This window comes from Thiomonas islandica (assembly GCF_055383445.1).
In genome coordinates this window covers 1,314,740-1,328,770 of sequence record NZ_AP042391.1, presented here as the reverse complement: position 1 = coordinate 1,328,770, position 14,031 = coordinate 1,314,740, and the positions used below count along the sequence as shown (strand labels likewise).

Genomic DNA, 14,031 nt, shown 5'->3' with positions numbered 1-14,031 from the left:
TCAACGGAGATCCATCATGTCGTCCACACCTGCGTTTTTCTCCTGGCTGCGGCTGCGCCGTTGGTTGCTGCTGGCCGCCGTGCTCGGCATGAGCCTGCTGTCGGGCTGCGCCAGTGTCACCCCGCTGGACTACCGGGGCCAGACGCCGACCCTCGATCTCAAGCAGTACTTCAACGGCCGTATCACCGCAGTGGGCATTGTGTTCGACCGTTCGGGCAAGATGACCCGGCGGTTCCACGTCACCATCGACGCCTCGTGGAAAGGCAACGTGGGCACACTCGACGAACATTTCGTCTACAACGACGGCGCCAAGCAGGAACGCATCTGGACCATCCGCGAACTGCCGGAGAAGGACGGCGAGAAACGCTACATCGGCACCGCAGGCGATGTGGTGGGCGAAGCCATCGGTCGCGCCGCAGGCAATGCGCTGAACTGGCGCTACACCCTGGCTCTGCCGGTGGACGGCACCGTCTACAACGTGCAGTTCGACGACTGGATGTATCTGATGAACGACCATGTGCTGCTCAACCACTCGGTGATCACCAAGTTCGGCTTCAAGGTCGGCAGCGTGTTCCTGTCGTTCTACAAATCCTGACCACCATGCCGCTGAACCCGCGCCTCACCGATTGGACACAGCGCCGCGTCTGGATCGTCGGCGCGTCCACCGGCATCGGTCGCGCCACCGCTTTAGCGCTACTGCAGCGCGGCGCGCGGGTGGCTGTGTCTGCACGCAATGCGCACGGACTGCAGACCATCGCCGGCGCCTTGCCGCTGCCGCTGGACGCAACCGACGCCGCCTCGGTGCATGCGGCGATGCACACGTTGCAGCGCGACTGGGGAGGGCTGGATCTGCTGCTCTATTGCGCCGGCACCTACCGCCCGATGCGCGCCACCGCCTTCGACCTGGCCAGCGCTCTGCAGCACGATGACGTGAACTACCGCGGCGCGCTGCATGCGCTGGCGGCGGCTCTGCCGGTGTTCACCGCGCAGCGCGCCGGGCATATCGCCCTGGTCAGTAGTGTGGCGGGATTCGGTGGTCTGCCGCAGGCGCTGGCCTATGGCCCGACCAAGGCTGCGCTGATCAATCTGGCAGAGACCCTCTACCTCGACCTGCACCCGCTGGGTATCGGCGTGCATGTGATCAACCCCGGCTTTGTCGAAACCCCGCTCACCGCGCAGAACACCTTTGCCATGCCTGCGCTGATCACGCCCGAGCAGGCCGCGCAGGCGCTGATCAGCGGGCTGGAGGCCGGGCGTTTCGACATCCATTTCCCGCGCCGCTTCACGCTGTGGCTCAAGCTGCTGCGGCTGCTGCCGCGCGGGCTGTACTTCCCGCTGGTCAGCCGGTTCACTGGGCTATGAACCGCGCTCAGCCGCCCCGGATGCGCCGCACCACCGCTTCGGTAAATGCCTTGGTGCTGGCCTTGCCGCCCAGATCGCCGGTGCGGATCTGGTCGATGTTCAGGGTGTCTGAAATGGCCTGACGCAGGCGGTTGGCCTTGTCGTGCAGACCGACATGGTCGAGCATCAGCGCGGCCGCCAGCATCAGCGCAATCGGGTTGGCGATGCCTTTGCCGGCGATGTCGGGCGCACTGCCGTGCACCGCCTCGAAGATCGCTGCGTCCTCGCCGATATTGGCGCCCGGGGCCATGCCCAGGCCGCCCACGAGCCCGGCGGCCAGATCGGACAAAATGTCGCCAAACAGATTGGTGGTCACCAGGGTATCGAACTGCCAGGGATTGATCACCAACTTCATGCAGCAGGCATCGATGATCACGTCGTCGAGCGCAATCTGTCCGGCGTATTTTTCCTTGTGCAGCATGTAGGCGGTTTCCAGGAAGATGCCGGTCAGCGCCTTCATGATGTTGGCCTTGTGCACCACGGTCACCTTCTTGCGCCCCAGCGCGATCGCGGTGCGGAAGGTGTAGTCGAGGATGTTGCGCGCGCCCTGTCGGGTGTTGACCCCGGTGGCGATCGCCACCGCATGCGGGTCACCGTCGATTGGGATGTAGTGCTCGTATCCCATGTACAGCCCCTCGATATTTTCGCGGAACACCAGCAGGTCGATGTCGTCATAGCGCCCGCCGGGGACCAGGGTCTTGGTCGGGCGCATATTGGCGTAGAGCTTGAACGCCTCGCGCAGACGCACATTGCTCGAGCGATAGCCGCCGCCCGAGGGCGTTTCCAGCGGACCCTTGAGCGCCAGCCGCGTGGTGCGGATGCTCGCCAGTGTGGCAGCGGGCAGCGGATCGCCCGCAGTGCGCACGCCCACCAGCCCGGCCACCTGCTCATCCCAGGCGAACGGTGCCTCCAATGCGTCGAGCACGGTCAGCGTGGCGTCCATGATCTCGGGGCCGATGCCGTCTCCGGCAATCAGAGTGGCAGGAATGGTTTGTTTCATGGGATGATTCCTTCCGGTTGAGTCTGCTGCGTGTGCAAGCAAGCGACATGCCACAGTGCATCATTGCCTACACTGTACCGAACTCATGCAATGACAAAGGAGCGCACATGACTTTGCGAAGCGGGCTGGTGATCGTCGTGCTGGTGCTGATCGGCCTCTTTTCCATCCTGAACTGGAGCGTGCTGCTGGCGCCCACCGATCTGACCCTGGGCTTCACCACGGTGAAGGCGCCGCTGGGGCTGATCATGCTCGGGCTGATCGTGATGCTGGCTGCGATGTTCTTGATCTACATCGTGGTGCTGCAGGCCGCGATGATGAGCGAATCGCGCCGCGTGGCCAAGGAGCTCAAGGCGCAGCGTGAACTGGCCGACAAGGCCGAGGCCTCACGCTTCGATGAGCTGCGGCAGTTACACAGCGCCGACATGGAGCGGCTGCTGGCCAGGATCGACCAGCTCGACCGTGAACTGCGCAGTGCGATCGAGGCCAATGCCAACGGCATCAACGCCACGCTGGGCGAGCTCGACGACCGGCTGCAGCGCGCAGGCACCCCGCGACCGCAAGGCTGAAGCCCAACCTGGCCTGCGCCGCCCCCTGAGCCTGCCCTCTGGCTGCCCCCGCAAGAGGGGGAGACGTCATCCCCCGCGCACGCCGTCACTCCCTCCTCACAGGTGGGGCGGGTTGGGGTGGGGCAACATGTCCGCCCCGAGCAGCATCACACTGGGCGCCAGACAGGTGGTGGCGTCGCACGCCTGGACCTTCAGTGCCAGCGCAGCCTGCTGCGCGGGAGTGAGCGCAGGCAGTTCCAACCGCACCCGTCCTTCCCACACCGCAATGCCCTGCGTCGCAAACGCCGGGCCAAACTGCTGCGGCGGCGGATAACGCACACCCAGCAGCGGCTGACCGTTGCTCAGCACCGTGGTGGCGATCAGGTTGGACATGGACGCAGGATTGGCATTGATGTGAAACCCCGGGGCGATGTCAAGCTGCAGCACCCAGCCGGATGCACCGCGTTGCAGTTGCGTGCGCACCCGGTCGGCAGAGCACGCACCCTGCGGCAGGCCGATGCAGTCGGCCGGCCGGGCGTTGACTGCTGGCAGGGCCGCGGCGAACACCGCCAGCCCCGCCGTGCTGTCCAGGGTTTGCAGCAGATCGGGCCAGTCCAGCGGGCGGGCCGCAACCTGCAGCGCAATCGGCTGCAGCGCACGCCGCGCCGCCTCGGCCCAGCGCGCCTGCCCGGTCTGCTGCGCCAGCTCGACCAGCACCGCGATCGCCGCACTCTGCCCGGCAGGTCGGTGCACATCGCCTTGCAGGGGCACGGGAAACGGCAAGGCATCGGACGCGGGCGAAGACCGCAGGCTGCCGTCCAGCGCGGCAAAGTGGGTCAGCATCGCCTGTGCCAGTGTGCCCGCATGCTCGCGCCAGCGCGGATCATGCTCCACGGCAGCCAGGGTCAGAAAGGCGCGGGCGAGTTCGGCATAGTCGTCCAGAAAACCGGGGTTGCCCGCATGCCCTGCGGCCCACTGGTGCAGCAGCACACCGCGACGCGCATCCCACGCGTGCCGCCACTGCCAGTCTGCCGCGCGCCGGGCCGCAGCGAGCAGCGCCGGGTCGCTCAGCGCCCTGCCTGCCTGCGCCAGCGCGCGGATGGCCAGCGCATTGTCGGCGGTGACGATCTTGTCGTCCCGCAGGGGTTGCGGGCGACGGTTGCGCACAGCCAGCAGGGCGTGGCGCTGCGGGGCGAGTTGCTGCAGCCGCTCAGCCAGCCGCCCCTGCCGCAGCAGCGCCTCGGCCACATCGCGCCGCTGGCGCAGCACCCCGACCTCGCCTCCTGAATGCAGCGGCCTGAGCGCGTAAAGCGAGAACCAGGCGCCTGCCTGCTGCCTGCCGAGCACGGCGTCGATCTGCGCGCGGGTCCACAGATCGGTTCCGCCTTCGACGCCGTCGGTCTCGGCTGACAGCGCGGTGGCGAATGCGCCCTGCGGCAAACGCAGGCGGCGCAGCAGAAAGTCCGCGGTGCGCTGCGCGGCCCAGCGCAGATCGCTCAGCCGAGTCTGCTCATAAGCGCGGGCATAGACCGCGAGCAGCTGAGCATTGTCCGCCAGCAGCATCTCGAAATGCGGCACCGACCAGCCGGGATCGACCGTGTAGCGGCGAAACCCGCCGCCGAGCTGATCCATCAGGCCGCCCTGCGCCATCGCCTGCAGGGTGAACACCGCGGCGTGCCCCGCCTGCGCCTGTCCTGCCGCACCACGCGCCAGCAGCCAGTCCAGCAGCGGCGGCTGCGGAAAGCGCGCCGCGCTGGCAGCGGAGGCAAAGCCGCCATCGAGTGCATCGAAGCGTTGCAGCGCCTCGGTCTGCGCGGTCTGCGTCCAGGCGGCGGGGTCGACGGACGCCGCGGCATCGCCCGCCACTGCGGCGGCCTGCATCGCCCGCGCGATGTCCCCGGCGATGCGCTTGACCACGGCGGGGTGCTGCGTCCAGTTGCGGTGCAGTGTGGTCAGCAGGGTGGGAAAACCCACCTGCTGCGCGGTGTCCTGCGGCGGGAAGTAGCTGCCGATGTAAAACGGCTGCAGCTCGGGCGTGAGAAACACATTGTTCGGCCAGCCGCTGTCGCGGGCCATGATCTGCCGCGCCAGCATGTAGATGTGGTCGATGTCCGGGCGCTGTTCGCGGTCGACCAGCACATTGACGAACCTGCGGTTCATCAGCGCGGCGATTTCCGGATTGCTGTAGAGCTCGCGCTGCGCCACATGGCACCAGTAGCAGGAAAAGTAGCCGATCGAGAGAAAGATCGGCTTGTTCTCGCGCCGCGCCTTATCCAGCGCCTGCGGCCCCCATGGATACCAGTCCACCGGATCGTTCGCATGCGCGAGCAGATAGGGATCGTGCGAACCGGCCAGGCGGTTGGCGGCGACGGCCTGCGTCGCGGCAAGCGCGCTGCAGCCGGCAAGGCCCAGTAGCAGCACACCGAGCCGCAACAGCGCGCGCATCAGTCATGCTCCAGGGACGTCAACATGCGCGCGATCGCCTGCTCGCGCGCGGACTGCACCGCCTGCGCGATCGCCGCAGGCTTGCCGCCTGACTGCATCACCTGCTGCGCGATCGCGCCGGCCTCCACGGCCAGCGCCGCCTGCAGCGCGGCGAGCAGGCGAGCGCGCTGCGGGTAGGGTTGCTGCGGAAAGTCGCCGCCGCGGCCGCGGTGATCGGCCTCGCAAGCCAGCAGCACCTGCGCAAAGCGCTCGGGCCGACGCAGCGCGTCGCAGCGTTGCAGCAGCCGCAGCGTGGCTTCGGGGCCAAGGTTCGACGCTTTGTGGATGTTGCCATGCTCGGCGGCCACCACCGCAGCCAGTTCGGCGCAGTCACTCGGCACCCGCAGCCGCCGCGCCACCGCTGCGGCCAGCGCCACGCTGCGCTGCTCGTGACCGAGGTGCCGCGGCAGCACCTGCCGCGGTGTGGTGCCCTTGCCCAGATCGTGCATCAGACAGGCCCAGCGCACCGCAAGCGGCGCCTGCAGTGTCACTGCGGCCTGCAGCACCAGCATCACATGCACCCCGGTATCGACCTCGGGGTGATAGTCGGCGCGCTGCGGCACGCCCCACAGCCGGTCGAGCTCGGGCAGCAGCCGCGCAAGCGCGCCGCAGTCGCGCAGCACCGCGAACATGCGCTGCGGGTGATCTTCCATCAGCCCGCGCGCCAGTTCCTGCCATACCCGTTCGGGAACCAGCGCGTCCACCTCGCCGGCCTGCACCATCTGCCGCATCAGCGCCAGCGTCTCGGGCGCTACGGAAAAGTCGGGCAACCGCGCGGCAAAGCGCGCCAGCCGCAGGATGCGCACCGGATCTTCGGCAAACGCCGCCGACACATGACGCAACACCCGCGCCTGCAGATCGTGCTGGCCGTCGTAAGGGTCGATCAGCCTGCCTTGCGCATCCTGCGCCATGGCGTTGATCGTCAGATCGCGGCGCAGCAGGTCGTCCTCCAGTGTGACATCCGGTGCGGCATGCACCGCAAACCCGCGGTAGCCCGGCGCAGTCTTGCGCTCGGTGCGCGCCAGGGCGTATTCCTCGTGGGTGTGCGGATGCAAAAACACCGGAAAGTCGCGCCCCACTGGCAGGAATCCGGCATCGATCATCTGCTGCGGCGTGGCCCCAACCACCACCCAGTCGCGGTCGCCATGCGGCAGCCCGAGCAGTGCATCGCGCACTGCCCCGCCGACGATGTAGGCGCGACCTGGGGGGCGCAGGCAGGACGTGGTCATGCGGCGAGTTTAAATTCGCCGCAGTCGAACAAAGCAACCGCTGCCGCGTTGAAGGCCCGCATGGTCGCCTCAAGGGCGCAAACCTGATCGGGCGTCGGCAGCAGTTGTGTTTGCAGGGTCAGCTTCATATGCGCGAGTACAGGCAAGATAGTGCTATACATCAAGAAGTCTTGATCGAGAGGCGGCGCTTCATCCCCCGACTGAAGTCGGGGGCTTGCGCGCCGAAAATTCTGTGAATGGGCCGGATTGGGTCGATATGCAATTTGCCGCGCTAGCAGGCCGTTGAAAAACGTCGCGAGGATGGCCAGATGCAAGGCGCACGGCGCGCAGCGACCGAGACATATCAAATAGATAGGCGAGGGAGCGAGCACCGTGCAACACCGCAGATGGCCCACCGCAGTAGTTTTTCAACGGCCTGCTAGTGCCGATCGTCCCATCTGGGTTCACCAAGACTGTGCAGGAACCAGAATCACCCGCTATTCATAGCACTGATGCATCCACGTTGCTCCCGGCTCCAGTCACTGATTGTTTGTGACGCAGACACCGCCTTGCATCACCTGCGCCCATCGCAAGGGTGTACAAACGGCGTGGACAGGCCCTAGACTTTACAAAGTCGCCATAAGCGATTTCTCCTGGGTTCGCGCGGTATGTGCGGAAAATCGGCGCGCTCCTGACCAGTTCTGCACAACATTTCGGCGCATGGGACGAGAAACACGACCATCCTTTTCTGCCCCCTGGGCTCAGGACATCGCGCAATGGGCGGAGCATCTGCCGTTGATGGTCGCGTGTTTCGATACACGCCACACCCTGCTGTATTGCAACGCCGCCTACGCCCAGTGGCTAGGCAAGCCTGCCGCGCAGTTGCCGGGGCAGCCGCTTTCGACGCTGGTTGACGAGAAGATGCTGCACACCATCACGCCGCATCTAGATGCCGTGCTGCGCGGCAAGGTCACGCAGTATGAACATCAGGAAGCGCACAGCGGCCGTCAGCCTCGCGGCTGGCTGCAGGTGCGGCTGGTGCCGTTTCCGCCAGACGCGCACGGCGCGACTGGCGGCTATTTCTGCTTCATGCAGGACACTACGCGACTGCACGCCAGCGACAGCTCTCTCGATCTGCTGCGCACTAGCCCGGGGTTGACCACCTGGGAGCTCGACCTGCAGACCGGTCAGATGCACGCCGATCAAAACTGGCTGGATGATGCGCGGCGGTTCGAACCCAAGACCTTCACCCTTGCCGAGTGGTTGGGCCATGTCGTGCCTGCCGATCTGCCGGCGCTCGAGCAGGCCATTGCCCGCATCAGCGCGCCCGGTGGTTTTGTGCAGACGGTGGAAACGCGCTTCATCCGCTCCGACGGCAGCGTGCTGACCACCATGAACCACGGCATGGTGCGCGAGCGCGGTGTCGATGGCGTTGCCACGCGCATTTTCGGGCTAACCTGGGATATCAGCGAGCTGCGGCAGACGCAGCATCGACTAGTGCGCAGCGAAAGCCGGTTTCGCATGCTCGCCGAGCTGTCCAGCGAGTGGTTCTGGGAGTCCGATGTCAACGACGTGCTGACCTACATCAGCCGCAGCAGTCGTCGCGTCGATGAGTCGCCGCTGGCGGGGTTGAACCTGATCGGGCAGAACCTCAACGCGCTCTATCCGGGGCAGGAGTTCTCGCCGGAGTGGGCGCAGCTGCGCTTTTTGATGGGGGAACGCGCGGAGGTTCGCGATCTGGTCGTGCCGTTCCGCCTGGGGTCAGACCAGGCGCTGCTGTGGTGGCGCATCGACGCTGCGCCAATGATCGACGCGTTCGGCCTGTACCAGGGCTACCGTGGGGTGGTGCGCGACGTGACCAAGGCGCGCCAGGACGAGGAAAAGCTCGAACTGGCCGCCTATCGCGACGCGCTCACCGGGTTGGCCAACCGCACCCTGTTCGAGCGGCATGTCGAGGACGCGGTTGCCGTGACCCCGCCAGGGCAGAGCTTTGCTGTGCTGTTCATCGACCTAGACCGTTTCAAGCTGATCAACGATGCGCTAGGCCACGCTGCGGGCGACCGGGTGCTGGTGGAAACCGCGCAGCGTCTGGTGCAGCTCGCCCGTCCGAACAACACCGCAGCCCGCTTCGGCGGCGATGAATTTCTCATTCTCGCGCGCGATGCGCAGGATGCGGCGCAGGCCATACGCCTGGCCCAGCTGGTGCAGAACACCCTGAGCGAGCCGATGGCGCACGGCGAGCGCACCCTGCAGACCACCGCGAGCATCGGGGTGGCGGTGTACCCGCAGCATGGGCGCACCGCCGCCGAATTGCTTGGCCACGCAGACGCGGCGCTGCACGAATCCAAGACACAGGGACGCAGCCGGGTGGAGTCGTTCTCGGCGACGCTGCAATCGCGCATCGAGCGTCGCTCGCAACTGGAGGAGGAACTGCACGCTGCAATCGCCAATCGGCGCTTCGAGGTGCATTTCCAGCCGATCTGGGCACGCAAGCAAAGCGTGCTGCTGCACGACGAATCGGCCACGCTGCCCACCTTGCGCAGCGCCTACCAGATTGCCGGGGTCGAGGCACTGGCGCGCTGGACGCGCGGCAACGGTGAGCGGGTCGCACCCGACGAGTTCATTGCCATCCTGTCTGACTGCGGCTTACTCGACAGCTTCGGCCCGGTGATGCTGTCAATCGCGCTCGAGGGCTTTGCGCGGCTGCGCAAGGAGCAGGGTTTCACCGGTTCGCTCGCATACAACATCTCCCCCCGGCAACTGCATGTCAGCGCCTGCGTGTCGTGCGTGCAGGACCTGGCGCGCAGTTTCGACATTCCCTGCGACCGGCTGGTGCTCGAACTCACCGAAAACGTCCAGATCGAGCACAACCACGACCTGCTCGCAGTGCTCGACGCCTTTCGCACCATGGGCGTGCAACTCGCGCTCGACGACTTCGGCGTGGGTTACTCCAATCTTGGCTATCTCACCCGGCTGCCGGTGCAGCAGATCAAGATCGACCGCGCCATCGCCTGCGGCGTGAGCACAGACCGCTTCAAGGCCGCGATCGCCCGCGCCACCCTCACCATGGCCAAGACCCTGGGACTGGACGTCGTGGCCGAGGGCGTGGAAAGCGTGGCCGACCTGCTGTGGATGGAACGCGCCGGCTGCCCGATGATCCAGGGCTGGGTGTTCTCGCGCGCACTCAACCTGCAGCAGATGCTCAACCTGCTGCGCGACCTGCAGGACATCACCCGTTGACCCTTCAGCGCGCCCCTCTCGACCGGGCACGCCAGGGTATGAACGCCTCTGCCGATCCCCCACAGGGTGGGGGGAGGAGCCGCGCTGCGCAACGTCAGTCCTCTCCCGCCCCACGCGTGGGGCGGGTTGGGGTGGGATCGGGTGCCCCGCTCACTGCGCCGGGCGCAGCTCCCGCCGCAGGATCTTGCCCACCGGGGTCTTGGGCAGTTCGCTGCGGAATTCGATGTATTTCGGGCGCTTGTAGCCGGTGAGCTGGTCGTGGAGAAAGTCGCGCAATTGCTGCTCGGTGAGTGCCGGGTCTTTTTTCACGATAAACAGCTTGACCGCCTCGCCCGAATTGGCGTCGGGCACGCCCACTGCGGCGGCCTCGAGCACACCCGGGTGCATCACCGCCACGCCCTCGATCTCGTTGGGATAGACATTGAACCCGGACACCAGGATCATGTCCTTCTTGCGGTCGATGATCTTGACATAGCCCCGGGCGTCGACCACCCCGATATCCCCGGTGCGCAAAAAGCCCTCCGGCGTGAAGGCGGCTGCGGTTTCATCCGGGCGGTTCCAGTAGCCGCGCATCACCTGCGGCCCGCGCAACGCAATCTCGCCGTGTTGGCCCGGCGGAACCTCCTTGCCTTTGTCGTCGACCAGCTGCAGCTCGGTCGACGGAATCGGCATGCCGATGGTGCCGCTGAACCGATCGGTGTCGGTCGGGTTGCAGATCGCCGACGGCGAGGTCTCCGACAGCCCGTAGCCTTCGCAGATCGGGCAGCCGGTACGCTCCAGCCAGCGCTTGGCCACCGCCTCCTGCACTGCCATGCCGCCGCCCAGGCACATCTTGAGATTGCCCCAGTTCACCTTGTCGAAGTCCGGGTGGTTGAGCAGACCGTTGAACAGCGTGTTCACAGCAGGGAAGGAATGCAGCTCGTACTTTGCCAGCTCCTTGATCATCGCCGGCAGGTCGCGCGGGTTGGGGATGAGGATCATCATCCCGCCCTCGTAGGCCGACAGCATCATGATCACGGTGAACGCGAAGATGTGATAGAGCGGCAGTGCGCAGATGGTGTTGAGCTGCTTGTCCTTGGGCAACTTGCCCAGCGCCGGCGCGTACCACGCGGCCGACTGCAGGATGTTGGCCACGATGTTGCGATGGGTGAGTGTTGCACCCTTGGCCACGCCGGTGGTGCCGCCGGTGTATTGCAGCAGTGCCACGTCCACTGCGCTGATCTGCGGCGGGACAAACCGCAGCGATGCGCCTTGACGCAGTGCCGCAATCCAGGTCACATGTCCGGGCAGCGACCAGCGAGGCACCAGCCGCTTCTTGCGACGCACCACATAGTTGACGATCATCCCGAGCGGAAAGCCCAGGGTTTCGCCCATATTGGCCACCACGACATGCCGCACCGCGGTGTGCACGATGACCTGCTGCAGGGTGTGGGCGAAGTTTTCCAGGATAATGATGGCCACCGCGCCACTGTCCTTGAGCTGGTGCTCGAGTTCGCGTGGGGTGTAGAGCGGATTGACATTGACCACCACCAGACCGGCACGCAGCACAGCGGCGACCGCCACCGGATACTGCGGCACATTGGGCATCATGATCGCCACCCGGTCGCCCTTTGTCAGCCCGATCAACTGCAGATACGCCGCCAGCGCCGTGCTCTGCGCCTCCCACTGCGCATAGCTGGTCTTGTGGCCCATGAAGGCAAAGGCCGGACGGTCGGCATACGCCCTGAAACTTCGTTCGAGCAATTCGCCGACATGGGAAAAAATGTCCGGGTCGATGTCCGCAGGCACGCCTGCGGGATAGTTCGCCAGCCAGATCCGCTCCATCAACTGTCTCCTGCTTTGTCTTTGATCGGCAGTGATACGGGAAAAAAGCACGCCCGTTCGTTTTTTGGAACATAGCCGATTCGGCAGGTTTCCGCTAGGCACTGCTCAGGGTTTCGCCGCGGCTGCTGCGCCCTCCTCGGCCGCAGCCACCCCCAGGCGACTGCGCAGTGCGGCGATGCGCGCCAGCGCGGCGTCCTTGTTGCTCGCCCTGGGCTGGCCGGTCTGCATTTCGGAAATGAAGCGGCTGGGTGTGCACGCAGCGGCGCCGCGGCCCTTCTTGCGCCTGGCGCACCAGCTCAGCAGCAGAGTCTGGCGCGCGCGCGTCACACCCACATACATCAGGCGGCGCTCCTCCTGCAGCGCGATATCGGTCAGCGGCCGTTCATCGGTGAAAAACGGCAGCAGCCCTTCCTCGCAACCAGCCAGCACCACATGCGGCCATTCCAACCCCTTAGCCGCATGCAGGGTGCACAGGGTAACCGCGTCGCGCTGCTCGCCGCGCTCCTGCAATTGTGTAATGAGGGAGATGGTCTGCGCGATCTGGGTCAGGCCGACCTGGTCTTCCTCGGCCTTGCGCTCGATCCAGCCGCAGAAGTCGTCCACGTTTTTCCAGCGCTGCTCGGCTTCGCGCGGGTTGTCGCTGTGTTCCTCCAGCCAGGCGCGGTAGCCGATGGCCTCGAGCAGTTCGCGCAGCAGCTCGCCCGCTGGCGCGGTGCGGGCACGCCATTCGATGTCGTGCAGCAGGCGGCCGAACTCGCGCAAATGATCGGCCGGCCGCGCACCCACTGCGGCAGGCATCGAGTCGCGAAACAGCGCCTCGAACAGCGAGACTTTCCACTGCGCGGCAAAGCTGCCGAGCGCCGCCAGGGTTTGCGGCCCGATGCCGCGGCGCGGGGTGGTGACCGCGCGCAGAAACGCCGGATCGTCATCCGGGTTGGCCAGCAGCCGCAGATAGGCGCAGATGTCCTTGATCTCGGCCCGGTCGAAAAAGCTCTGCCCGCCGCTGACCACATAGGGAATGTTGGCACGGCGCAGCGCCTGCTCGAGCGGGCGCGACTGGTGGTTGGCGCGGTACAGCACCGCGATGTGCTCCAGCTTGGCGCCCCGCCCGCTGCGCAGTGCCTGGATGCGTGCAACCACCATCTGCGCCTCTTCGTCTTCGTTCGCCGCCTGCCGCACCTCCACCGCCTCGCCTTCACCGTGCTCGCTCCACAGGCTCTTGGGATAGAGCTTGGGGTTGCTCTGGATGATGGCATTGGCCGCGCGCAGGATGGCGTTGGTCGAGCGGTAGTTCTGCTCGAGCTTGATGACCTCAAGCGTGGGCCAGTCGGTCTGCAGGCGCTTGAGGTTGTCTAGCGTCGCGCCGCGCCAGCCGTAGATGCTCTGGTCATCGTCGCCCACCGCGGTGAAGCGACCGTTTTCGCCGACCAGCAGCTTGAGCAGGTCATACTGCGCGGCGTTGGTGTCCTGGTATTCGTCCACCAGCAGATAGCGCAGCTTGTCCTGCCAGTGCGCGCGCACGTCGGCATGCTGCTGCAACAGGGTGACGGGCAGCCAGATCAGGTCGTCGAAATCGACCGCCTGATAGGCCTGCAGCATGTCGGCATAACGCGCGTAGACCCTCGCGGCCACGCGCTCGTCGTCGCTCTGGGCCGCACGGGCTGCGGCCTCGGGCGTGTGCATGGCGTTCTTCCACAGGCTGATGGTCCATTGCCAGCGGCGGGCCTGGGCGTTGTCAGTCGTGCCACCGGCGTCGCGCAGCAGGCCGGTCACGTCATCTGCCGAGAGGATGGAAAACCGCGGCTTAAGCCCCAGCGCCTCGCCGCTTTCGCGCAGCATGCGCACGCCCAAAGCGTGGAAGGTGGAGATGGCGAGCTTGCTGGCCACGCCGCGCTTGTCCACCAGTTGCGCGGCGCGCTCGCGCATTTCCGCTGCGGCCTTGTTGGTGAAGGTGATCGCGGCAATGCGCTCGGGTTCGAGGCCGGCACGCAGCAAGCGCCCGATCTTGTGCGTGATGACCCGCGTCTTGCCGCTGCCCGCCCCGGCGATGACGAGGCAGGGCCCGGACAGATGGGCGACGGCACGTTCCTGGGCGGCGTTGAGCATGAGGCATTTGAAGACGCAAAGCGGTGCAGTGTAAGACCCGCACCGCAGCGCGAATCAAACCACGGCCCGGTCCGCCTTCGCCTTGCCGTAGGAACGCTCAACTCGGGCAACGCGGACTGCATAGTCGACATACCACTTGGCCTTGCCCAGGGCTTGCGCGCCAAGGTGTTCGACCTGTTGTTTCCAGCGGGCCACCGCATCCAGGGACGACCAATAAGACACG

General features: G+C 66.1%; 10 protein-coding genes. 4 read left to right on the top strand and 6 right to left on the bottom strand.

From position 1 onward, the window contains the following. Positions 1–16 precede the first annotated feature (16 nt). Together ACZ47F_RS06390 and ACZ47F_RS06385 are read left to right on the top strand one after the other, a co-directional pair. The gene (locus ACZ47F_RS06390) at positions 17–595 is read left to right on the top strand and encodes a DUF3833 domain-containing protein (protein ID WP_464926443.1); all 579 of its coding nucleotides are present in this window, start codon (positions 17–19) and stop codon (positions 593–595) included. Between the two features lie 5 nt (positions 596–600). Further along, the gene (locus ACZ47F_RS06385) at positions 601–1,362 is read left to right on the top strand and encodes an SDR family NAD(P)-dependent oxidoreductase (protein ID WP_464926442.1); all 762 of its coding nucleotides are present in this window, start codon (positions 601–603) and stop codon (positions 1,360–1,362) included. A gap of 7 nt (positions 1,363–1,369) precedes the next feature. Here ACZ47F_RS06385 and ACZ47F_RS06380 read toward each other — a convergent pair whose 3' ends face one another. Then, positions 1,370–2,401, bottom strand: coding sequence for an isocitrate/isopropylmalate dehydrogenase family protein (locus ACZ47F_RS06380; RefSeq protein WP_464926441.1), 1,032 nt, complete (start codon positions 2,399–2,401; stop codon positions 1,370–1,372). A 107-nt stretch (positions 2,402–2,508) separates the two neighbouring features. Here ACZ47F_RS06380 and ACZ47F_RS06375 point away from each other — a divergent pair, with 107 nt between their 5' ends. Next, positions 2,509–2,967 (top strand): LapA family protein, encoded by a 459-nt coding sequence (locus ACZ47F_RS06375; protein ID WP_464926440.1) that lies wholly within the window; start codon positions 2,509–2,511, stop codon positions 2,965–2,967. 96 nt (positions 2,968–3,063) lie between these two features. Here ACZ47F_RS06375 and ACZ47F_RS06370 read toward each other — a convergent pair whose 3' ends face one another. The 3 genes from ACZ47F_RS06370 to ACZ47F_RS06360 are packed head-to-tail and all read right to left on the bottom strand — an operon-like array spanning position 3,064 to position 6,973. Then, a complete protein-coding gene (locus ACZ47F_RS06370; protein ID WP_464926439.1) occupies positions 3,064–5,391 on the bottom strand; it encodes a thioredoxin domain-containing protein in 2,328 nt (775 codons plus the stop codon). Continuing rightward, positions 5,391–6,659 (bottom strand): multifunctional CCA addition/repair protein, encoded by a 1,269-nt coding sequence (locus ACZ47F_RS06365; protein ID WP_464926438.1) that lies wholly within the window; start codon positions 6,657–6,659, stop codon positions 5,391–5,393. The genes ACZ47F_RS06370 and ACZ47F_RS06365 overlap by 1 nt, the downstream gene beginning before the upstream one ends. Then, positions 6,656–6,973, bottom strand: a complete 318-nt coding sequence (locus ACZ47F_RS06360; protein ID WP_464926437.1) for a hypothetical protein — start codon at positions 6,971–6,973, stop codon at positions 6,656–6,658. Before ACZ47F_RS06360 ends, ACZ47F_RS06365 begins: the two co-directional genes overlap by 4 nt. A 385-nt stretch (positions 6,974–7,358) precedes the next feature. Between ACZ47F_RS06360 and ACZ47F_RS06355 the strand changes: the two genes are divergently transcribed. Beyond that, positions 7,359–9,878, top strand: coding sequence for a sensor domain-containing protein (locus ACZ47F_RS06355; RefSeq protein ID WP_464926436.1), 2,520 nt, complete (start codon positions 7,359–7,361; stop codon positions 9,876–9,878). A gap of 150 nt (positions 9,879–10,028) precedes the next feature. On the opposite strand, the gene ACZ47F_RS06350 is transcribed toward ACZ47F_RS06355, so the two are convergent. Both ACZ47F_RS06350 and ACZ47F_RS06345 read right to left on the bottom strand, forming a co-directional pair. Next, positions 10,029–11,702 (bottom strand): long-chain-fatty-acid--CoA ligase, encoded by a 1,674-nt coding sequence (locus ACZ47F_RS06350; RefSeq protein ID WP_464926435.1) that lies wholly within the window; start codon positions 11,700–11,702, stop codon positions 10,029–10,031. A 105-nt stretch (positions 11,703–11,807) separates the two neighbouring features. Continuing rightward, positions 11,808–13,808, bottom strand: a complete 2,001-nt coding sequence (locus ACZ47F_RS06345; RefSeq protein ID WP_464926434.1) for an ATP-dependent helicase — start codon at positions 13,806–13,808, stop codon at positions 11,808–11,810. Positions 13,809–14,031: the final 223 nt, after the last annotated feature.